The organism is Priestia sp. YIM B13552 (assembly GCF_042787775.1).
Lineage (GTDB): Bacteria > Bacillota > Bacilli > Bacillales > Bacillaceae_H > Priestia > Priestia megaterium_E.
This window is the reverse complement of the sequence record NZ_JBHZOU010000006.1, coordinates 208,611-228,309: the sequence shown is the minus strand read 5'-3', so window position 1 is coordinate 228,309 and position 19,699 is coordinate 208,611. Positions and strand designations below refer to the sequence as shown.

The window sequence follows — 19,699 nt, the reverse complement described above, 5'->3', positions numbered from 1 at the left end:
ATCATTACAACACCTCTAGTATTAAATAGAATTTGGTGAATGATTATGTTTTTGATGATTGTCTACATCGGGGCCATTTTATTTTTTATAAAAATGTTTATGGATCGAGATTTTATTTGGTTTTTATTTTTATTGCCATTTTTGATGTTTGTTATGTTTTTTGAAACAGACTATCTTGATCATGTCCCTGAATCTGGAAGGTTAATTATCTTTACATTTTCTTTTTTAGTCATTTATGCAATGGTTTTGGTGTATAATCGATACTTTAGAAAAGAAGGATGTAAAGAGTAAACTCAAATGTGAATCCATTGATAATGATAAAAAAAGCATGCCCTACGGCGTGCTTTTTTTATCGCTTGAATTGACATCCACTGGTGTAAGCGGCTTTTTAGCAGGGCCTTCTACCACAGATCCGTCGTAAGAGAAACGAGAACCGTGACAAGGGCAGTCCCACGTGCGGTCACCAGCGTTCCAATTCACTTCACATCCTAAATGCGTGCATGTAGTATCGACGCAGTGAAGCTTCCCTTGAGGATCTTTATAAGCCCCTGTACGTTTGCTGTTTACATATACGACCGATCCTTCATCATTTTGGAGCTGATCCAGTCCTTTTTCAGGCATTGAAAACTTACCGGTAATAAAGTGTTCAGCCACATCAAGATTTTGACGAAAGAAATGCTTAAGGCTAGGGTCCGCGTAAAAACGAGATGGATTATACAACTCTGCATATGGGTTGTCTTTTCCGGTTATTGCATCTCGAATAATATGTGCTGCAATGGTGCTATGAGTCATTCCCCATTTTTTAAATCCGGTAGCAATAAAGATATTTGGCTTGCTTTCTTTAATGGGACCGATATATGGAATTTTATCAAGCGTAAATAAATCTTGTGCAGACCATTTATAACGAAAATGTTGAACAGTAAAATTTTCTTCAGCGAACCTCTGAAGGGACTCATAGTGGAACATAGTATTAATTCCTTGTCCAGCTTTGTGGCCTTCTCCACCAATTAAGATGAGTTCTTCTCCGTCAACTTTTGTTGAACGCAGCGAATGAGTAGGCTGATCAGCGCTTAAATACATGCCTCCAGGGTAAGCTTGTTCAACTTTTGCTGCTAACACATACGAACGTTTGGCATACATGCGCGTATAGTAAAAGCCCGCTCCATCATAAAATGGAAAGTGTGAACACGCCACTACATATTTGCAAGAAATTCGATGGCCGTCTCTTGTGACAACGGTGGGCGACGTGCTTTCTTCTACGTCCGTTGCTACGGTGTTTTCAAAAATCAATCCGCCGCTTTCTGTGAATTTTTTGACTAAATGAAGCAGATATTTTAACGGATGAAACTGAGCTTGATCTTTCATAATAGCCGCTGCCCTAATATCAAAATTAAAAGGAAGCTCTGTTGCAAATTCACATGGAATATGTAATCGCTGATAGGCTCGAAATTCTTTACGAACTCGATGATCAAACTCCAGCGTTTCTCCGTATAAGTAAGCATCTTGTACCGAAAAATCACAGTCAATGTTTTCCGTTTGAATTAAGTTTGTCATAAACTGCAGAGCTTGTTCGTTTGCTTTATAATACAGCAGCGTTTTTTCTTCGCCAATGTGTGAAAGCAGCTCATCATAGATAACGTCATGCTGAGCTGTAATCTTTGCTGTTGTGTGACCGGTTGTACCATTTAAAATATTATCAGCTTCAATTAACGCCACGTTCAGCCCTTCTTTTTGTAATAAATAAGCTGTTGTAATACCGCTAATACCGCCTCCTACTACTACAACATCAACTTTTCGATTTTCTGAAAGAGATGGGTATGTTGGAAACTTTAAATGATCTCGCCAGTAGGGCTCAGTATCCTTTGGGATATTTGCCAATTTATTCACCTCCATATGATAAATCTTATTTTTACCATAGTTTTCTAAAAAATGTATGCAAAATAAAGGAATCTACTCTAATAGCATCTCTTTGCTGTGCCTATTTAAGCAAAAGGAGGGGAAAAGAGTGATTGCAATCAGCCTTTGTACGATTGTTGCGAACGAAGCAGAGGTTAAACGAAAATATTTGCTCTTCAAGATTCTTCTTTTTCAACGTGGCTTCCGCACCTGCACCTTGCCGTTTGCTAGGATAGAAGTGGTGAATAAAAAGCAGAGTATGAAATAGTAAAGGTTACAGATTTAAACATGAAGAGCAATAAATTCATATAAATGATAGGGAGCATCATATAATAAAAGTATAGAGGCTTAATTCGGCAAAAGGTATTTAAACATCAGGGTCCAAATAAAAGGGCAAACGGCATGTTTGTCCTTTTTTCATGATTATAGTGACAATTTTCATATATAGTAATAAAGTATATATATAGCAAAAAAATCCCAAATTTCAAGAAGATAAAAAACGGCTTAAAACCAAAATAAGTTGTACTCTCAGAGTATGTAGAACGTGCAAAAAAACGAAATAATATGTAGTATTGTAATACAGGACGTAATTGGGAAGAAAAATGAAAACGTTGACAAAAAGAGGAGGGGTACCATGTTGGGTTCACTACCTAATGTTATAAATACGTCAACGCTTGTGTCTTCAAGTGAACAACAAGAAGCGTCATCTGAATCATTTAAAACATATACTCATAAAGGAAAAAAATTTAAGGTCTATTTACCTAAATCTTATCATATTTTAAAATCTTATCCACTAATGGTTATGCTGCATGGATGTACACAAAATGCAGATGATTTTGCAATAGGCACGCAAATGAACGAGCTCGCCGATGAAAAGGAATTTATTGTCGTATACCCACAGCAGTCTTCTAACTCAAATATGAATAAATGCTGGAACTGGTTTGAACCTCTTCATCAAATTAGAGGGTTTGGCGAGCCAGCTATTATTGCAGGAATTGTAAAAAAAGTCCAAAACATGCACTTCATTCAGAAAAATAAAGTGTTTATTGCCGGTCTGTCAGCAGGAGGAGCAATGAGCATCGTTATGGGGGTAACGTATCCAGAACTGTTTGCTGGAATAGGTGTGTCAGCAGGTATCGAATATCAGGCGGCTCTTAACGTATTTAATGCGTATTCTGTCATGGCCAGTAAAGGTCCTTCCCCCGTTAAACAAGGGAGAATTGCTTATCAGCAAATGGGAAAACGTGCAAAGCCACTGCCGCTCATTGTATTTCATGGTAACGCTGATTCTACGGTAAATGTAGCCAATGCAGATCAAGTGGTTCACCAGTGGATTACAACGAATAATCTTGCTTATAACGGAAGAATAGATGGATGGATTCAAGATAGCCCGGTTAAAACGAGAGAAGAAAAAATTCTCTTTGGACGGGATTATACAACATATCGCTACGAAAGCAGCAAGGGAGAATTGGCTATTGATAAATATATTATCAATGGAATGGGTCATGCATGGTCAGGAGGGAACTCAGCGGGCAGCTATACAGACCCTAAAGGCCCCAACGCTAGTCGAATCATGTGGGACTTTTTCATGAGTCAACAAGTATAAACAGAGCATATAATGAGGTTCAGTTGCGTTCTTATCGCAGAGAAGAAGAGCTGAAAGTAGCTCTTCCGGCCCTTATTAGTATAAAGAAGCAGCTGCAGGAACCATTATTTTAACTAGACGTGTTTTTCTAAAAATTAGGATTTGATTATTTAGAAAACGGGTACTGTAATAAAGAAAATAAGAAGTCAAAATTACATAGCTTAGGATTGACAGCTTATAGTTGTAAATGTAAGATAACTGCGAGCTGCATTTTGTATGATTAAAACATTAAAATAAGCCGAAAACTGAAAAAATAAATAGAAATTGTAAGATGAGCGGGTAAGGAAAAGGAGATTAAAAAATGAATATTGCATTTTTCTTAGTACCAAAAAGTGATGTTGTAACACTAAATATTCAATCCACATTAAGACAGGCTCTTGAAAAAATGGAGTATCATCGCTATTCTACAGTTCCACTAGTTGACGATGATGGTAAATATGTGGGCGTTCTTACTGAAGGGGATCTTCTTTGGAAGTTAAAAAGCCTAGGAGACTATCGCTTTCAAGATACGGAAAATATTAAATTAACAGAGATTGACCGCTATCAAGATTATAACCCAGTTGCTATATATGATGAAGTTCAAAACATCCTTTCAAAGGCAATTGACCAAAATTTTGTTCCTGTAACGGATGATCAAGGTGTATTTATTGGAATTGTGAGAAGAAGAGAAATTCTAGAGTTTTATGCAGAAAGCGCAAGTAAAGTGAAAAATCAAATATAAAAAAAGTCATCTCTAGATGGCTTTTTTTCTTGTCTTATCGCCCCCGTACATACTCCTAAAAACAGGCTTAGGTCATGGCCCACAGCAATGCACTTCCTTGTACTAGTTTACATAATCTATTTATATATAGGTATAAAATTGCCTATATAAATCTTATTTATAGATAAGGATGGTTTATGTGAGTTACAACAATAAAAAGAAGTGTTGCTGGTGTTCTAATCAGTATTATTACAAAACTTCTGGCTATGATCCAAGAAGTAGCCATGAAGGAAAATGCTGTCATAACGATTATAAGCATAACGATCATTGTCCTAAACATGATGATGATCATCGTTCTGGACATAAAAAATGCCATCATGGTGGCAACCATGGCGGAGGTCACGACGGTAACCATGGTGGAGATCATGGTGGCAACCATGGCGGAGGTCACGGCGGTAACCACGGTGGAGGTCACGGCGGTTGTCATGGCGGAGGTCACGACGGTAACCACGGTGGAGGTCACGGCGGTTGTCATGGCGGTAACCACGGCGGTTGTAAAAGACGTCGCTGCTGTTGGGGCTGGGTGTTTTAATTTAATAAATAATTGAATTAAAATGAAGCGTTGATTTAGCAGAAAGAACTCAAGAAATTGAGTTCTTTTTTTGTAAGTTGAAACTTATAAACGGTATACTTCGTATATATAGTAAGAGCATTTTGGAGGAGGAAAAAAAATGTTTAAAAAAATGTTTGCTAAAATTGGAGTTGGAGCTGCCAAAGTAGATTTACGCCTAAATGAAACGGCCTATACGCTCGGTCATGTAATTGAAGGAGCTATTATCATCCAAGGTGGAAACGTTCAGCAACATATTAATTTAATTGATGTCGAATTTTGGCTTGAAGTTCAAATGAAAAGCGGTCAAATGCATACACATCGTGTGGAAAGCCTACGCGCAGCTTCTTCATTTACAATTAATGAAGGCGAGAAAAAAGAAATTCCATTTACATATCATTTACCTTTGGATCTTCCAATCTCTGCGAGCAACGTCAGCTATTTTTTTAAGACACACTTAGATATTGAAGGGGGAATAGACTCAACAGACCGGGACCCTGTGCGCATTAAAGCTCCAAAAAGCTTATATCAGTTAGTAGAGGGCTTTGAAGCACTTGGGTTTAGAGAAAAACATCATTCAGGAAAGTTTAACGGATACAAACAAGAATTTGCATTTTTTCCTACAGACTTCTTAAAGGGGTATGTAAATGAAGTTGAGTTTGAGGTAGCCATTGAACGAGAAGGTATTCGCGTGTTATTGGAGCTGGATTTGCCTTCTTTCGGCCGAGAGAGGGAAATAAAAAACGAACTCTTTTTTACAAATGATGAACTAAGCCAGCCATCCACTATCGCTCGCTTGCTGGAAGAAGCGATGGAAGAGATGATGGAAAATCCTCGAGACTATGAGTATTATAAGCCTTCTCACTATGATCAGCATTCACACCACCCACGTATGAGCGGTTTGGGAGGAGCAATGGGAGGCTTTGCAGCCGGTATGTTAGGCGGACTGCTCATTGAGAATTTGATGGATGATATGTTTGAAGACTCGGCGCTTGGCGAAATTGGAGAAGATATTGAAGAAGCCGGGGAGGATCTGTTGGATGGAGATTTTTTTGATGGAGGAGACGATTGGTAAAAGGGATTTTGAATAAATAAAAAGGATGATTAATGATGATCATCCTTTTTTTCTTTCTTCTTTCTTTTTTTTACTTCTATATACTTAATGTGAAAATCCTCTATAATCAGAACTTTAAAGTAAAATTGCTCATGCTGAATGATATCATTTTTGGTCACATCAAACTTTTCGGTTAACACCCACCCGGCAATGGTATCTACTTCTTCATCGCTAATATCCGTACCGAGTAAATCATTTACTTGGCTAATGAGCATTTTTCCATCAAGAATATAATGATCGTCTTTAATTTTTTGTACATAAGGAATTTCGTCCGTATCAAACTCATCTCGAATTTCTCCTACAATTTCTTCAATAATATCTTCTACTGTAACAAGCCCAGCGGTTCCGCCATACTCATCAAAAAGAATAGCCATTTGGATACGTTCTTTTTGCATCTTTACAAGCAAGTCATGAATAGGTACAGTTTCAATTACTTTAAAAATAGGCTTGACGTATGATTCTAACATATTAGTGCCGTCTTTTTCGTTAAATACAATATCATTATAAATTTCTTTGATATTAACAAGACCGATTACTTTATCTTTATCCCCATCTTCAACAATTGGATAGCGCGTATATTTTTCGACATTTGCGATTTGCAAAAAAACCTCTACGACGTCGTCTTTGGAAGCACTCACAATTTCCGTACGAGGGACCATTACTTCTTTAGCTAAACGATCATCAAAATCAAAAATTTTACTCATATATCGATATTCGGATTGATTAATTTCGCCGCCTTCGAAGCTCTCAGATAACAAAATGCGCAGCTCTTCTTCACTATGAGCAGCTTCATTTTCTGAAATCATCGTTATACCAAAAACCTTGGTCAACATACGAGCTGAGCCGTTTAATATTTTAATGAACGGATACATAAGTTTGTAAAACACGATAATCGGTTTTGCAAAGTTCAGCGTAATTTGTTCAGCCATTTGAATAGCAAACGTTTTAGGAGCTAATTCTCCCAAGACAACATGTAAAAAAGTAATAACAACAAATGCAATGACAAAAGATAAAATGCCAGCAAGCGGCTCATTCGTATGGAAGGTAGTAAAAAGAGGGTGAAGCAACCGATCTAGCGTCGGTTCACCAAGCCAACCAAGCCCGAGAGCCGTGATGGTGATACCAAGCTGACAAGCGGATAGATATTCATCTAGATGCGTAATAACATGTTTGGCAGAGACGGCTTTTTTATTTCCTTCTTCTAGAAGCTGATTAATTTTTGAACTTCTTACTTTTACAATAGCGAATTCTGTCGCTACAAAAAAAGCAGTTAATGCAATTAAAACTGCGACTAATAGTAATTTTACGGCGATCATTAAAGTCACCACCTTGTACGTAAATGTATATCTTAAGTGTTAGCCAAAGTGGAGAAAACATGTATTAAATCCGGAAAAGAAAAACGCACATAAAAAAACTGCTTCTATCTTTAAAAAGAATAAGAAGCAGTTTATTATGTTACATGTTCATTTAGGGGAATTAATCTTAACTTTACCATCATGGTCTATCACATATCGGTTCTACAGTTCAACTGACTTTTAGCAAACGTATTGCGAGCGTGTTATGACACCTCCTTTAACTGTAATCCGAGTATATATGATGCATCTCTCACTCCTTTCTATTGGTTAAATTTATTATAATACATAATTAATCAAAATACTACAAATATTCAGAAAATAATTCAAAATGCATAGTTTTTTGTCATTTTCTGAAATATACACAAAAAACGAGATTGAGATATAACAAAATCAATACAATCTAAAGACGAATAAACTGAGTAAATGATCTAGTACGGGTCGTGTGGTTACACTGCTGGTGATTTCCGTGCAAGGCTACGCTTTCCCTCCAATCAACAGCTAGAAGCTACTCTAAACATAACCTATATTCACCATACTAATGAAAAGACCCGAACGATGAATCGTTCGGATCTTCCTTTAATTAAAATACGTTTGCCCCAGCCTCTTTTTAATTAATGCACGTTATGGTTATTAGGCATCTGAGGAGAGGCAGTGGCTTTTGTAAAACTTGTGATCATTTGCTGCATATCTTCTTTTGCAAGCTGCGGCACTTGATAATAATGGTGTTTATTTTGATAAAGAGAAATTTCATAAGCCATTTCAATCCAATTAGGAACACTGTCTCCGAATATTCGGCGAACAACAGGATTTGTTATTTCTAAAGCGGTCATGGTTAAAAGAGATGCTTGAGACTTGATTAGACCTAGCATATGACCTGATATGCCTTTTTCATTAATTTCCTCCACGGACTGATTCGGCTTTTTAGGCTGCGAAGGCTTTAAACCATAAATAAAGGTATTAGACTGCTTCATGTTATACACATGTGTAGAACCGGCCGGCTTTTGACCCGTAGAAAAAGCTTCTACGATTAAATTATATTCGTTTAAAATAAACTGATATTGCCGATCAATGATATCAAGCAGCTCTTGTTCTTTTACATATTGCCTAAACATCATAAACTGATCCATTACATTAATCGAACCGGCAAGTGTTTCATGAACGTCAAATAGTTCATGCCCTCCATGGTTCAATTGAGGGGGGATAGCTCCAGTTTGCATGTTTGTAGGAAGTTCGTGATTATTCATACTAAGTCCTCCTTAAAATCGGTATCGACTATAGTCTTTAAACTTCTTCAGGTTTTATACTCAAACTTGATTTATTCATAAAATGTTGCTCTACATAACTTAATTTACAACTAGTTATTTAATTAAAGGATAAAAGTGAAAGGGTTTTATAAAAAAAAAGCGAATATCAATAACAATTCACGATCTATAGATAGGGGAATCAAAAAACATGAATGAGCTGCTGTCATACTCAAGTGAATTAAAACACGAAGCAAATCAACTGGTGGTATCCAATCATTTATTGGATCTGTTAAGAGAATATGGTTGTCCTCTCTCAGGGGAGAGTTTTGAATTAAATGTCATGACAAATCGCATCATTAATTTTTACGTAGGAAATGATGAAATGAATGAAGAATCTGTTTTTCACATGGGGTATCAGCTTACAAAGCGTTTTAACCCTTATAAGATGATATTTGCTAATGAAAAAGATAAGTATCAGTGGAGTGTGTATATGATTCAGAAGGGAGAAGAGTGGAAACTTGATATTTCCGTGCTTCCAGAAAATATCGTGAAGGACAAAGTTGAGAAACAAGAGTTATTAAAATCACTTCTCACTGAAAAGAAGCGGGAATGCATTTTATTTTTCAAACAGCAAAGCGGATATAATCGCTATTATACGAGTGATCATGTCTATAAGGCTGTGCTAGAAGATGACATTCACGATGATATGTCTTTTTTTATGTGGCTGCAAAGACAAAAAAAAGTAAATCAACAAACGTAAAAAAGAGCCGGTTAGGCTCTTTTTATGCGTTTACGGATGTTTTTACAGGTAAAGCAGCTTTTAGCATCCAAATATGTTTTTCAATGTTACCGATTGTTCCAATGAATAAGTCAGCTGTTACGTGATCGTGTGCTGCTTCAGCTTTTTCAACTGCGTTTTTTAAGTTTTTAACAAGTAGCATATAATCATTAATTAAAGTTTCTACCATTTCTTCACTCGTTTGCTCGTTTCCATCTTCAGAAAGAGTAGCTGCTTGTAAAAATTGCTTCATTGTAGCAATTGGACTTCCTCCAATGGCTAGTAATCGTTCTGCATATTCATCTATATAGTCCGCCGTCTCATTATAGAATTCTTCAAATTTTTCATGAAGCGTAAAAAATTGAGGACCTTTTACATACCAGTGAAAGCGATGCAGCTTCGTATACAATACGTTAAAATCGGCAATTTGTTGGTTCAATACGTTTTCTAAATTCATAGTTAATAGCCTCCTAATGAGTTGTTGTTATCTTATGTCTATATTATATCAAATATCAAATTAAAATCAATACTTATTTATAATGATTATTAAATAATAATCAAAGTACTTTTAAATTGCAGTTATTCTCTTTAAAAACTCTAAAGATATGATAGGATAGAGCAAGAGTATTGAAAGGAAGAAGGGTTAGCTATGCATATTACACCAGAAGCAAAAGAATTAATTAACAATATACTTGAAGAGCAGGAGATAACAGGAATTCGCTTGTATTTCAAAGGAATTAGCTGTGAAATCCCTAATATTGGGTTAGCTTTTGAAGAGCCTTTTGAAAATGATGAAATGTATGAAGTCGACGGAGTACAAGTAGCAATGGAAGCTTCTATTGTGCCTTATACAAATGAATTAATGTTAGATGTTCATACAACGCCGTATGGTCCAGGTCTGGCATTAGTTGGGGCTAAAGAGGCTGAGTAAAAAATTTATGTAAGAGAAGCTAACAGGTTTGTTGTTTGTTTTGGTAAACCTTGGTTTACTTAATTCAAACGTTAGTGAAATGGAGGGGGACCTATGCTTCTTTCTCATCATGTAACGGTTGAACAAAGACAGCAAATCAAACGCTTTAAACAGCAAATACAAGACGCAAAAACGCTAGATGAGCGCCGTTTGTATCAAGCCCAGTTAAATAAATTTGTTGAGCGCCTATTTATTGAGAATCGCTTGCAGCGCAGCGGCGAACAATAAAAAACACCTAGAAAAGAAGCCTTCAAAGAAGGTTTCTTTTTTTTAAGTAGATTATTATACTTTCACATCTCGTAATTATTCATTTTCTTATATATCGCCCTTTATCTACTTGAAATCCGGTTTTCTGTATGAATATAGCACTAAAAACGTGTAAGTCACTATTAAATGAAAGCGCTTTCTGTTATAGTGAAGGTATAGAATTGTACTTGTTCACCTACAATGTTCATAAGGAGTGGTTTGTATGATTGAAAGAGGAAACTTCTTAATTGGTTTAGCGTGGGGAACATCTTTGAGCATACCTTTATGGATCGCCTTCTTTGGCTGGATAAAATTAGTTTGGCGCTTGCTTTAAATAAATAAAAACAAAAAAAGTAAAAAAACTTCAGTGAATATGCGCTGAAGTTTTTTTAAATAATATAAATAGGTATTAAGAACTATTAAATAAATTATAATTTATAACGATAAGTAAATAAGACTACTATAAATATTATTTTTGGATTTTTTAGGATTCTAATGTTTTAGGTCTTATTACACAAAAGAAAGCAGGAGTACAAATTGAAAAGCTATCGTTTAGTAAGTTTCTCTACCTTATGTATCTGTCTATTCGTTTTATTTATTTCACCTTTTCAAGATACATCTAGTGCGTCAACTGATAAATATCAAAATTTCAAGCAGCTCTCACAGCACGAGTCTTCAGCTAGCTATAAAGTGACGACTAAAGAAACGAAAAGCCCTGTCCTTATCTTTGCTCCACACGGTGGAGGAATTGAAGGTGGAACAAGCGAAATTGCCAAAGAGCTTAGCAAACAAAATGCTCTTTACCTATTCGAATCGTTAAAGTCGAAAGGATCACGAGACCTGCACCTCACAAGCACTCATTTTGATGAGCCCACAGCGCGTAAGATGGTAAGCAAGTATGAGAATGTTTTATCTCTTCACGGGTATTCTGGAAACGAAAAACATATTTTTGTGGGCGGGACTGATCGGGAGCGCGCAAAAAAATTAACGCAATTATTAAATCAAAATGGATTTCCGGCGGAACTGATTACAAAAGGACACGATGAGATTGCAGGCATTAACCCTGGAAATATTGCAAATAAAAATCGTACCGGGAAAAGTATTCAATTAGAGATTAGCCAACCGCTGCGAAGTGCTATGTTTGATTCATTCACTTCAAAAGGAAGAGTTTCGTCTAAAACTCAAACTTTTTATAAGTTTACAAATTTGCTTTCTACATTCGTTTCCACTTCTTACTGAATTCAAAAAAGAATGCTTTCGCAAGCATTCTTTTTTTATAAACTAGTTTTGCTATTCGTGACTTATAATAGGTTTCCAGTTAAAATCTTTTACATCTTGAACAGAAGGCTTTCTCACGTGCTGTAAGCTTTCTTTATTACACGCTCCATAAACTATAAAATTTTCCTGAGCTTCTATTAAAGAAATAGAGTTGGCTCCTAATTCGTTGGCATTCAGCTTTTGGTACGGATCGTCTTCCCAAAAACATATCTCACAAATATCATAGTCACCATCACTGTCTAACGATTGATAACCACAGCAAGGGCATGTATACTTTTTCATTGTTTCTATCCTTTCTGTATGGGATTTTAAGCTAGAAAAAAGTCAGCCATCTTATTTAACTATTTTACTATATTCAAGGATAGTCTAAAAGAATATTCAAAAAATTACAGCGGCATATGCCTTAGGATTTGTGAACATTTTATAACGAATTGGTAATAGTTATTGTGAGACTGAGTAAAAAAGGAGTACACTTACTAGGAAAATAGATCGTGTTCGGAAACGTCTACATAAAAACATTTTTGGATATGATGAAAAAAGAAAAAAGAGATAGGGAGTCATAAATATGAAAAAAATAATAGGTTTACTTTTAGCATGCTTTTTAGCTGTTCCGACAGTTAGTTTCGCTCATACACATGTGCAAACAACCGTGCCGGAAAATGGTGCAACTGTTACAGCTCCTCTAAAAGAAATTAAATTAACCTTTGAAACACACATCGAGAAAATCAGTACTGTAACCGTTACAAAAGATGGACAAAAAATTTCACTTGCATCGCAAAAAGTAGAGGGTCATGATTTAATAGCTTCTGTCGATCAGCCTCTTGAAAACGGATCTTACACAGTGGACTGGGAAATTGTAGGGGAAGATGGTCATGTAATGAAAGATTCGATTGCTTTTAAGGTAGATGTGAAAGATGAAGCGAAAGAAGAGAATACTCAAGCAGCCGGAAAAGATAGTGAAAAAAAGCAAGACGCCACGCAATCCAAACAGCACCAAAAAAGTGCAGTAGCAAGTGATGAAAAAACAGAGAACAATGATTCTTCATCGTTTTTTGTTATCATGATTATTGCTATTGTAGTGGTGGTTGGAGCATTACTCTTAATCTTCAGGAAGAAAAAGGCTTAAAAAGATGAGTATTTTGTTGCCTGTTTTTGAGTGGTTCACATACGTAGGTCTTTCCTTACTATTAGGATTTGCCGTACTGCAATATGTACCTCTTACAAAAAAGCCAACAATTTTATTATCAAAGCGATGGCTACTTGCAAGTGCAGCGGCTGTCGCTATTTTTTCGGTTGGAAATTCGCTTGAGATTATTTTATCTTTTTCAAAAATAAGAGGGTTAAGTGAAACAGTTCGTCTTGTATTATTGGAAACAAGAACGGGACACGCCTGGATCTTTGTTGTGCTGATTGCTATTTTATGTATGGTTGCTGTGTCAATAGAGAGCCACCCTCATATGTATACATTACTGACTGTAGCCTTAGTGGGAGGAATCGCCTACGCAAGTCACGCAGCATCCGCTTCTGCGCTTAGCGGCATGCTTTCTCATTCTCTTCATATTTTAGCAGTTGGACTGTGGGGAGGGGTGGTTCTGATTGTTGCCGCTTTTTCAAAAGAAACCTCCAATTGGAAAAGTTTCTTAAGCTGGTTTACTCCTTTTGCAATCGCTTGTTTTGTGCTTCTTTCATTAAGTGGGTTCATTTCGATGGTCATTATCATGGGCCTGTCCAACTATGTAAATTCATGGGCTACAGATTACGGGCAGTCTCTTTTACTAAAGCATATTACGATTATTCCGCTGCTTGCATTTGCCGTCATCAATGGCTTTCTTATGAAAAAAACGATAAAACATCCAGAATATAAGCCCGTGATGTGGATTCGAGCAGAAAGCATTATTTTGCTTATCATTTTTTTATTTACAGCTATGATGGTGACGCAATCGCCGCCAACTAATATAAGTCATATGGCAATGGATTCATCGATTCTTCCGTTTATCTATGGAAAGCAAGTGACGCTTCCTCTAACTTTTCACGTAACGGTTGTAGGAATTCTGTTCTTATTTGTCGCACTGCTGTTTTTTGTGTATTTATTTATTTGTTTTTACAAAAAGACAGTATGGCTTAGCGTATTAAGTGCGGGTTTGTTTGTTTTTGCTTTTTATATTGCGATGATGACAAGTATTCAAGTCTAAAAACAGTGAGAATTACCTCACTGTTTTTTTATTAGCCATTAAAAGTGGTGTTATCTCTCGGGCCTTTTCCCGGAGAAGGAGGCATCGGCATTTGGGAACTAGAACTAGAACTAGAACCAGAACCAGAACCAGATCCGCTTGGAGGCGATATATTTCCTGCGTTTCCAAAAATAACGATCCCGCCAGAAATTGTGCCAATAGAAATAGATTTAATATAAACAGACATTCTTATTCAACCTCTCATCTAGTAAAAGAATTCAGTGTACCATAGTATATGACCAGCTTGTCATTTTCGTATAGACGAGTTTAAAAAATAGGTAAAAGCTTAGATGTTCAGGTTTAGAAAGGAAATGGTGTAAAATAAGATAGAACTTTGAAGGTAAATTGTGTGGTGTCTGCCTAAAGTGTGTATACCACCTATTAAAAGAATTAGAAAGGAACTAAGATGAATACGCAAAAAGGAATTCATTTTTCATTTAAAAAATTATGGTTGCTAACGAACCCTCCGACAGGAAAGCTACTCATTTCGTTCATACTGGCCTTAATTAATACCGGAGCGTCGCTTTCTATTCCTCTTGTGATTAAAGAAGTGATGGAGAAAATTGCGGTAGGCGTCTCACCGCAGCTTGTAGCAGGACTCCTTGGTTTATTTGCTGCTCAAATGGTAACAAGCGCATTATCTCTTTATCTCCTTGCTCAAGTAGGGCAAGGTGTTGTAAAAGAACTCAGACATAAAGTGTGGAACAAGCTCATAAAGCTTCCGGTTTCATTTTACGACCAAAACCGTTCCGGTGAAATGGTAAGCCGCATTACAAATGATACAACCATTGTGATGAATTTATTGTCAACAGAAATGATTGACTTTGTTAAAAACATTTTATCTATTATCGTTGCCATTGTTATTTTATTTACGCTTGATGTACCCATGACGCTCATTTTATTAGCGGTTATTCCCGTTATGTTTGTACTGGTTATGCCCCTAGCGAGAAAAATACATAAAATTTCACGTGAGCAGCAGGATAAAATGTCCAAGCTTACGGCTTTTTTAGCTCAAATGCTGAGTGAAATCCGCTTGATTAAAGTATCCGGTTCAGAGAAAAAAGAAGTTGATTCCGGCTTACAATCGTTTCAGTCACTCTACCTCTTCGGTGTAAAGAGAGCTAAAATTGAAGCGATCATTACCCCGATTATTAGCACGGTGATGACCGCTGTTATGATTGCCATCGTCGGGTTTGGTGCATACCGAGTGAGTGAGGGATTTATCACTGCAGGAGAGCTGGTGGCTTTTGTTCTTTACCTTTTTCAAATTATGGTTCCGGTTGGTTCACTTACCCGATTTGTTACGAGCTTTCAGCAAACTAAAGGAGCTTCAGAAAGAATCTTTGATATATTAGCTGAGAAAGAAGAGAACTATGAAAATGGAGAAGTGCTTGAACAGGTAGGGAGTTTAAGGTTCGATAAAGTTGCTTTTCAATATGAAGATAAACCAGTATTGCAGGAAGTTTCATTTTCTGCTAAAAAAGGAGAAGTTACCGCTTTTGTTGGACCTAGCGGAGCTGGAAAATCTACTGTTTTTTCACTTATCGAACGCTTTTATGAGCCTTCATCGGGGCGCATATTCTTGGATGGAACAGACAGTCAAAACGTCAACTTACGTTCGTGGCGTCACCTGTTTAGCTATGTTCAGCAGGATTCTCCGATTTTAGCAGGAACAATTCGAGAAAATCTCATTTACGGATTAGAGCGGCATGTGGCGGATGAAGAAATAGAAGAAGCAGCGAAGTTAGCGAATGCTCATCATTTCATTCAGTCCTTTGAAGATCAATATGAAACAATGATTGGAGAAAGAGGTATTAATCTCTCAGGAGGACAGCGACAGCGTATTGCAATTGCCCGAGCGCTGTTACGCAATCCCCAGTTTTTACTACTGGACGAAGCGACAGCTAGCTTGGACTCCGAATCAGAAAAGCTTGTGCAAGAGTCATTGGAAACGGTAATGAAAGAGCGCACATCACTCGTCATTGCCCATCGTCTATCTACGGTCATTAATGCAGACCAAATTGTTGTAATAGAAGAAGGGAAGGTTACAGGAAGCGGAACGCATAAAGAGCTGTTAGCCTCTCATGCTTTTTACCGGCGTTTGGTAGAGCAGCAGTTTCAAACATCCCTATAGAACAAACAAAAAAAGACTGCTTTCAAGCAGTCTTTTTTTGTTTATTTATTTAGCTTTTTAACTAATTCATCACCCATTAACTCAGAAGAAAAAGGATCTCGGCTTGTGACAATTTGATCATTTGCCCAAACGGCATATGCTTTTTTATCCATCTCAGGGATGTAATTAGCCACTTCACGAAGTTCTTGTTCTAAACTGTATGGTAAAAAGGGAAGTACTTCTTCCGGTTCAATTTCATCAGGATAACCGGTTACGTCTAGTCCTTTAATTAACAGTTCATCATCGGATCCTTTCAAGAAAGCAAAAACAGAAGGTCCGTGACACTCAGCTGCTAAAATACCTCCGTTGTCGTACACTTTGTTCATAAGTGCATGCAAGTCCACATTTTTTGCTAAGTCAAACATAGCGCCATGGCCGCCTACTACTAAAATAACGTCATAGTTCTCAGCATCTACTTCTTCAAGTTTCATTGTCTGATCCGCTCTTCCTGATTCATATAATTTCTTATACGTTCCGTCTGGATCAAAGTCTTCTGAAATACTTCGAACGTCTACTTCCGGCTTACCTCCAAAAGGTGAGGCTAAATCAACGGTGTGCCCTGCGTCCTCAAGCTTTTGCAGCGGAGCAAATAATTCTTCTGCCCACCAACCTGTGTGATAATCTTTCTCTTCGTATCCGCTTGATAATACAGCTAACACTCTTGCCATGTTTATACCTCCTAAATGATGTAAAAACGTATAGTGATACATATCATGTATTCATTGTGAACTGTACCCTATATAAAAAAACTTTAAACAATGGCAAGTTATGAAAAGGTAGCGTGAATCATAAACAAAACCAAAAAAGAGATAGCAAATTTAAGATGCCACTTTTTATCTGTACGCTTATAGCGCTTCACGCCCATCACGAGTAAACAAGCTAGAACAGCCATCGTAATAATTCCTGAAAAGTACGTGAAATTTGCTTGAAATCCTTTTATTAAAGCCATATAACCATGTAAAATAATCAAAGCCGTTGATATAAGAGCAATTGGAACGTGCCACTGACGAACATACTTGGCTAAAAATTGGATAAGCGGCTTTAACTCAAAATTTCCTTTTTTTATGTGCGATAACGGTTTCCATTTTAGTAATAAAAAAATAGGATAAATGGCTAAAGCTGCAAAGAAACCAATTCGTGCAATTGAACCAAGCTCTTTAAAATTTCCTTCATATATTTTAGAATCGAGTGGAAGGGAATGTTTATAAATAGGGATGTAAATAAACCCTGCTACGACTAGTAAAAAAGAGATAGTAAAGATAAAGATTACTTTTTTACGCTCGCTTTTATTTTTAATTAATGTCTGTAACCATGATTTTTTAGCTGGAGATTTAGCTGAATTCATTTTCTTCCTCCTTGGAAAAAACTAGTTAGTATCAGTATGAACTTTTTTTCTTAAAAAATCTTTAAAAACCCTTCTTTTTTAGAAAAATTCATTTTTTTCTTTGCAATACGCGTTATAGTTAAACAAAAGGTTTAAAAAGGAGATGAATACATGAAAAAAAGAATAAGTATATCTATAATCAGTCTTTGTTTACTTTTAACGGCCTGTGGTCAGGAACCTGCTCAAAGCACAAATGCTGTGCAGCCAAAACCGTTGGACGTAAATCTTCAAGGCCCAAAGGCGTTACAGAAAAATGAAAGCGGTATCTACAAAGCCGAAGTTACATATGGAGACGAAAAAGTAAAAAATGATGATGTTGAAATGATTGAATTTGAAATAGAGAAAAAAGATGGCGAAGGGAAAGGGAAGATGTTAAAGCCTAAACAAATAGGAGAAGGTGTATATGAAATACAAACATCTTTCTCTGAGCCTGGCACATATACCGTGCAATCACATGTTTCTGCAAAAGGGACGCATAACATGCCTCTTATAACCGTTACGGTTAAATAAAAAAAGTCAAGGATGCTAATTCCTTGGCTTCTTTTCGTTTAGTATGTCCATTGAATTCTCATTCTACAAGGGGAAAAGGTTATTTGGAATAGGATGATGTTTTCTATCATCAATTAAAGTAATGCACTGAGCTAGCTGTTCAATTCCTCGTTTGATCGTATTCGTATCTACTTGTGAGATGCTTAATCGGAGAAGAGTGTCTCGTTTGTATTCTGGTAAAAAAAATCTAGAGGCATCATCAACATATATGTGCTGCTCGTTTAGCATGTGAACGATCTGTTTTGCTGTCACATGCTCAGGCAAACTAATGGATAAATAGAATCCTGAAGTTGGTTTAGAAAAATGTGTATAAGCGGGTAGGAGTGAATCACATGCTTCTACAAGAGTTTGCATTTTGGTATGGTATACCTCTTTTATCTTTTTAAGATGACTTGTAAACATGCCGCTTTTTAAATAAATTTCAAGAGCACCTTGGGAAAGCGCTGAACTATTAAAATCTGAACTGAATTTATATCGTAAAAAGTTGCTATTCATTAACGAAGGAAGCACGACAGCAGCAATACGTAACCCAGGAAGAAAGATTTTCGAAAAGCTTTTAATGTAAATAACTCGTCCACAAGGATTAAAAGAAAATAAAGGATCTGATTTTGCATCGGGATCAAGGTCGCCCAAAAAGTCATCTTCCACTATATATACATCGTATTTTTCGGCTAGCTCCACGATTTTTTTCTTCTCAAAATTTGTATAACAATGCCCAAGAGGATTGTGAAATCTTGGAATAATGTAGAAAAATTTTATATCATTATTTCGAAAAATGTACTCCAAACGATCAAGATCAATCCCTTCCATTGATAGCTCAATCCCAAAAGTAGTAGCTTGGTGCAGCGTAAGAGACTCGATAAAACCGAAATAAGTGGGCTGTTCAATTAGGATATTATTTTTTCCATTTGGAAAGGGCATAGAAACTAGTAAGTGAAGAGCTTGCTGAGACCCGGATACAACAACTAACCTTTCAGCTTGAGTGAACACCTGTAAGTTCTGCAAGTGTTTCACTAACTGTACCCGCAATGAGTAAGAGCCTTGTTGATCAGAGTATGTAAAAAGCTCTTCTTTGTAGTGTTCAATCGCTTGGTTTATACAATGCTGAAATTCAAGATAAGGCATAACGTTTTTATCCGGACCAGCAGACAAGAAATCAATCACTTCATTTTCATTCGTCTTATGTTGAAATTCTGCCACAACGTAGTAGCCGCTTTTAGGAACAGAATAAATTAAATGCTCTTTTTCTAGTTCGCTGTACGCTTTGATAACGGTATTCTTGCTGCACGAAAAATGTTGGGAGAGTCGGCGAACAGAAGGGAGTTTACCACCTGCAATAAACGATCCATTTGCTAGGCCAAGCTTAATTTCTTCCATGATTTTCAGATATTTTAAACTCATAGGTCCTACTCCTTTAATTTGTACCCTTACAGATAGGTAAAAGAATGATTTATTTTACTAGTTGTCCTGCGCTATCCTTTTAATTATATCAGAACTTTTTTTAGAAAAATGGTACAGTTCTGAAA

At 36.6% G+C, this 19,699-nt stretch carries 23 protein-coding genes; 14 read left to right on the top strand and 9 right to left on the bottom strand.

Annotated elements, in window-relative coordinates; translation table 11 throughout:
- The first annotated feature begins 45 nt into the window (after positions 1-45).
- A complete protein-coding gene (locus ACFX40_RS22290) occupies positions 46-291 on the top strand; it encodes a hypothetical protein (protein WP_013057694.1) in 246 nt (81 codons plus the stop codon).
- A 42-nt stretch (positions 292-333) separates the two neighbouring features.
- On the opposite strand, the gene ACFX40_RS22285 is transcribed toward ACFX40_RS22290, so the two are convergent.
- Entirely contained in the window at positions 334-1,878 is a 1,545-nt protein-coding gene (locus ACFX40_RS22285) for an FAD-dependent oxidoreductase (RefSeq protein ID WP_377256363.1), read from the bottom strand.
- Positions 1,879-2,005: 127 nt separating this feature from the next.
- On the opposite strand from ACFX40_RS22285, the gene ACFX40_RS22280 reads away from it, so the two are divergent.
- The 5 genes from ACFX40_RS22280 (at position 2,006) to ACFX40_RS22260 (ending at position 5,926) form a co-directional block, all read left to right on the top strand.
- A complete protein-coding gene (locus ACFX40_RS22280) occupies positions 2,006-2,164 on the top strand; it encodes a hypothetical protein (protein WP_176526451.1) in 159 nt (52 codons plus the stop codon).
- 366 nt (positions 2,165-2,530) lie between these two features.
- Positions 2,531-3,502 carry an extracellular catalytic domain type 1 short-chain-length polyhydroxyalkanoate depolymerase gene (locus ACFX40_RS22275; protein ID WP_028409141.1) on the top strand — a complete coding sequence of 324 codons (972 nt, stop codon included), beginning with the start codon at positions 2,531-2,533 and terminating at the stop codon, positions 3,500-3,502.
- A gap of 340 nt (positions 3,503-3,842) precedes the next feature.
- Positions 3,843-4,262: a CBS domain-containing protein gene (locus ACFX40_RS22270; RefSeq protein ID WP_013057690.1), complete on the top strand. Its 420-nt coding sequence runs from the start codon at positions 3,843-3,845 to the stop codon at positions 4,260-4,262.
- A gap of 263 nt (positions 4,263-4,525) precedes the next feature.
- A complete protein-coding gene (locus ACFX40_RS22265) occupies positions 4,526-4,849 on the top strand; it encodes a hypothetical protein (protein ID WP_377256360.1) in 324 nt (107 codons plus the stop codon).
- 123 nt (positions 4,850-4,972) lie between these two features.
- A complete protein-coding gene (locus tag ACFX40_RS22260) occupies positions 4,973-5,926 on the top strand; it encodes a sporulation protein (RefSeq protein WP_377256357.1) in 954 nt (317 codons plus the stop codon).
- 29 nt (positions 5,927-5,955) lie between these two features.
- Here ACFX40_RS22260 and ACFX40_RS22255 read toward each other — a convergent pair whose 3' ends face one another.
- Together ACFX40_RS22255 and ACFX40_RS22250 are read right to left on the bottom strand one after the other, a co-directional pair.
- Positions 5,956-7,281: a hemolysin family protein gene (locus tag ACFX40_RS22255; RefSeq protein ID WP_377256354.1), complete on the bottom strand. Its 1,326-nt coding sequence runs from the start codon at positions 7,279-7,281 to the stop codon at positions 5,956-5,958.
- A 650-nt stretch (positions 7,282-7,931) separates the two neighbouring features.
- Positions 7,932-8,564 (bottom strand): spore coat protein, encoded by a 633-nt coding sequence (locus ACFX40_RS22250; protein WP_028409137.1) that lies wholly within the window; start codon positions 8,562-8,564, stop codon positions 7,932-7,934.
- A gap of 208 nt (positions 8,565-8,772) precedes the next feature.
- Between ACFX40_RS22250 and ACFX40_RS22245 the strand changes: the two genes are divergently transcribed.
- The gene (locus tag ACFX40_RS22245; protein WP_028409136.1) at positions 8,773-9,324 is read left to right on the top strand and encodes a hypothetical protein; all 552 of its coding nucleotides are present in this window, start codon (positions 8,773-8,775) and stop codon (positions 9,322-9,324) included.
- 22 nt (positions 9,325-9,346) lie between these two features.
- Here ACFX40_RS22245 and ACFX40_RS22240 read toward each other — a convergent pair whose 3' ends face one another.
- Positions 9,347-9,799 (bottom strand): Dps family protein, encoded by a 453-nt coding sequence (locus ACFX40_RS22240; RefSeq protein ID WP_028409135.1) that lies wholly within the window; start codon positions 9,797-9,799, stop codon positions 9,347-9,349.
- A gap of 192 nt (positions 9,800-9,991) precedes the next feature.
- Here ACFX40_RS22240 and ACFX40_RS22235 point away from each other — a divergent pair, with 192 nt between their 5' ends.
- The 3 genes from ACFX40_RS22235 (at position 9,992) to ACFX40_RS22225 (ending at position 11,797) form a co-directional block, all read left to right on the top strand.
- Positions 9,992-10,273 carry a Fe-S cluster assembly protein HesB gene (locus ACFX40_RS22235; protein WP_098524722.1) on the top strand — a complete coding sequence of 94 codons (282 nt, stop codon included), beginning with the start codon at positions 9,992-9,994 and terminating at the stop codon, positions 10,271-10,273.
- 93 nt (positions 10,274-10,366) lie between these two features.
- Positions 10,367-10,540 carry a hypothetical protein gene (locus ACFX40_RS22230; RefSeq protein ID WP_013057683.1) on the top strand — a complete coding sequence of 58 codons (174 nt, stop codon included), beginning with the start codon at positions 10,367-10,369 and terminating at the stop codon, positions 10,538-10,540.
- 555 nt (positions 10,541-11,095) lie between these two features.
- A complete protein-coding gene (locus ACFX40_RS22225; RefSeq protein ID WP_098332046.1) occupies positions 11,096-11,797 on the top strand; it encodes a poly-gamma-glutamate hydrolase family protein in 702 nt (233 codons plus the stop codon).
- 51 nt (positions 11,798-11,848) lie between these two features.
- Here the strand turns inward: ACFX40_RS22225 and ACFX40_RS22220 are convergent, their stop codons facing one another.
- Entirely contained in the window at positions 11,849-12,118 is a 270-nt protein-coding gene (locus tag ACFX40_RS22220; protein WP_013057680.1) for a CPCC family cysteine-rich protein, read from the bottom strand.
- Positions 12,119-12,401: 283 nt separating this feature from the next.
- Here ACFX40_RS22220 and ACFX40_RS22215 point away from each other — a divergent pair, with 283 nt between their 5' ends.
- Positions 12,402-12,962, top strand: a complete 561-nt coding sequence (locus tag ACFX40_RS22215; protein WP_028409133.1) for a copper resistance CopC family protein — start codon at positions 12,402-12,404, stop codon at positions 12,960-12,962.
- Between the two features lie 4 nt (positions 12,963-12,966).
- Complete coding sequence (locus tag ACFX40_RS22210) at positions 12,967-14,028, top strand: copper resistance D family protein (protein WP_377256351.1); 1,062 nt, start codon at positions 12,967-12,969, stop codon at positions 14,026-14,028.
- Between the two features lie 31 nt (positions 14,029-14,059).
- Here ACFX40_RS22210 and ACFX40_RS22205 read toward each other — a convergent pair whose 3' ends face one another.
- Positions 14,060-14,254, bottom strand: coding sequence for a hypothetical protein (locus ACFX40_RS22205; protein WP_377256348.1), 195 nt, complete (start codon positions 14,252-14,254; stop codon positions 14,060-14,062).
- A 219-nt stretch (positions 14,255-14,473) separates the two neighbouring features.
- On the opposite strand from ACFX40_RS22205, the gene ACFX40_RS22200 reads away from it, so the two are divergent.
- Complete coding sequence (locus ACFX40_RS22200; protein WP_377256345.1) at positions 14,474-16,201, top strand: ABC transporter ATP-binding protein; 1,728 nt, start codon at positions 14,474-14,476, stop codon at positions 16,199-16,201.
- 41 nt (positions 16,202-16,242) lie between these two features.
- Here the strand turns inward: ACFX40_RS22200 and ACFX40_RS22195 are convergent, their stop codons facing one another.
- Entirely contained in the window at positions 16,243-16,908 is a 666-nt protein-coding gene (locus ACFX40_RS22195; protein ID WP_013083773.1) for a type 1 glutamine amidotransferase domain-containing protein, read from the bottom strand.
- 98 nt (positions 16,909-17,006) lie between these two features.
- Positions 17,007-17,585, bottom strand: coding sequence for a hypothetical protein (locus ACFX40_RS22190; protein WP_098432181.1), 579 nt, complete (start codon positions 17,583-17,585; stop codon positions 17,007-17,009).
- A gap of 150 nt (positions 17,586-17,735) precedes the next feature.
- Here ACFX40_RS22190 and ACFX40_RS22185 point away from each other — a divergent pair, with 150 nt between their 5' ends.
- On the top strand, positions 17,736-18,134 hold the full coding sequence (locus ACFX40_RS22185; protein ID WP_098432180.1) for a FixH family protein: 399 nt from the start codon (positions 17,736-17,738) through the stop codon (positions 18,132-18,134).
- A gap of 63 nt (positions 18,135-18,197) precedes the next feature.
- Here ACFX40_RS22185 and ACFX40_RS22180 read toward each other — a convergent pair whose 3' ends face one another.
- Positions 18,198-19,574, bottom strand: a complete 1,377-nt coding sequence (locus tag ACFX40_RS22180) for an aminotransferase-like domain-containing protein (RefSeq protein ID WP_028409127.1) — start codon at positions 19,572-19,574, stop codon at positions 18,198-18,200.
- Between the last annotated feature and the right edge of the window lie 125 nt (positions 19,575-19,699).

Coding starts and splice junctions, on each gene's coding strand:
- ACFX40_RS22290 (WP_013057694.1), top strand. CDS start 46: ATGTTTTTGATGATTGTCTACATCGGGGCCATTTTATTTTTTATAAAA.
- ACFX40_RS22275 (WP_028409141.1), top strand. CDS start 2,531: ATGTTGGGTTCACTACCTAATGTTATAAATACGTCAACGCTTGTGTCT.
- ACFX40_RS22270 (WP_013057690.1), top strand. CDS start 3,843: ATGAATATTGCATTTTTCTTAGTACCAAAAAGTGATGTTGTAACACTA.
- ACFX40_RS22265 (WP_377256360.1), top strand. CDS start 4,526: ATGAAGGAAAATGCTGTCATAACGATTATAAGCATAACGATCATTGTC.
- ACFX40_RS22260 (WP_377256357.1), top strand. CDS start 4,973: ATGTTTAAAAAAATGTTTGCTAAAATTGGAGTTGGAGCTGCCAAAGTA.
- ACFX40_RS22255 (WP_377256354.1), bottom strand. CDS start 7,281: ATGATCGCCGTAAAATTACTATTAGTCGCAGTTTTAATTGCATTAACT.
- ACFX40_RS22250 (WP_028409137.1), bottom strand. CDS start 8,564: ATGAATAATCACGAACTTCCTACAAACATGCAAACTGGAGCTATCCCC.
- ACFX40_RS22245 (WP_028409136.1), top strand. CDS start 8,773: ATGAATGAGCTGCTGTCATACTCAAGTGAATTAAAACACGAAGCAAAT.
- ACFX40_RS22240 (WP_028409135.1), bottom strand. CDS start 9,799: ATGAATTTAGAAAACGTATTGAACCAACAAATTGCCGATTTTAACGTA.
- ACFX40_RS22235 (WP_098524722.1), top strand. CDS start 9,992: ATGCATATTACACCAGAAGCAAAAGAATTAATTAACAATATACTTGAA.
- ACFX40_RS22230 (WP_013057683.1), top strand. CDS start 10,367: ATGCTTCTTTCTCATCATGTAACGGTTGAACAAAGACAGCAAATCAAA.
- ACFX40_RS22220 (WP_013057680.1), bottom strand. CDS start 12,118: ATGAAAAAGTATACATGCCCTTGCTGTGGTTATCAATCGTTAGACAGT.
- ACFX40_RS22215 (WP_028409133.1), top strand. CDS start 12,402: ATGAAAAAAATAATAGGTTTACTTTTAGCATGCTTTTTAGCTGTTCCG.
- ACFX40_RS22210 (WP_377256351.1), top strand. CDS start 12,967: ATGAGTATTTTGTTGCCTGTTTTTGAGTGGTTCACATACGTAGGTCTT.
- ACFX40_RS22205 (WP_377256348.1), bottom strand. CDS start 14,254: ATGTCTGTTTATATTAAATCTATTTCTATTGGCACAATTTCTGGCGGG.
- ACFX40_RS22200 (WP_377256345.1), top strand. CDS start 14,474: ATGAATACGCAAAAAGGAATTCATTTTTCATTTAAAAAATTATGGTTG.
- ACFX40_RS22195 (WP_013083773.1), bottom strand. CDS start 16,908: ATGGCAAGAGTGTTAGCTGTATTATCAAGCGGATACGAAGAGAAAGAT.
- ACFX40_RS22190 (WP_098432181.1), bottom strand. CDS start 17,585: ATGAATTCAGCTAAATCTCCAGCTAAAAAATCATGGTTACAGACATTA.
- ACFX40_RS22185 (WP_098432180.1), top strand. CDS start 17,736: ATGAAAAAAAGAATAAGTATATCTATAATCAGTCTTTGTTTACTTTTA.
- ACFX40_RS22180 (WP_028409127.1), bottom strand. CDS start 19,574: ATGAGTTTAAAATATCTGAAAATCATGGAAGAAATTAAGCTTGGCCTA.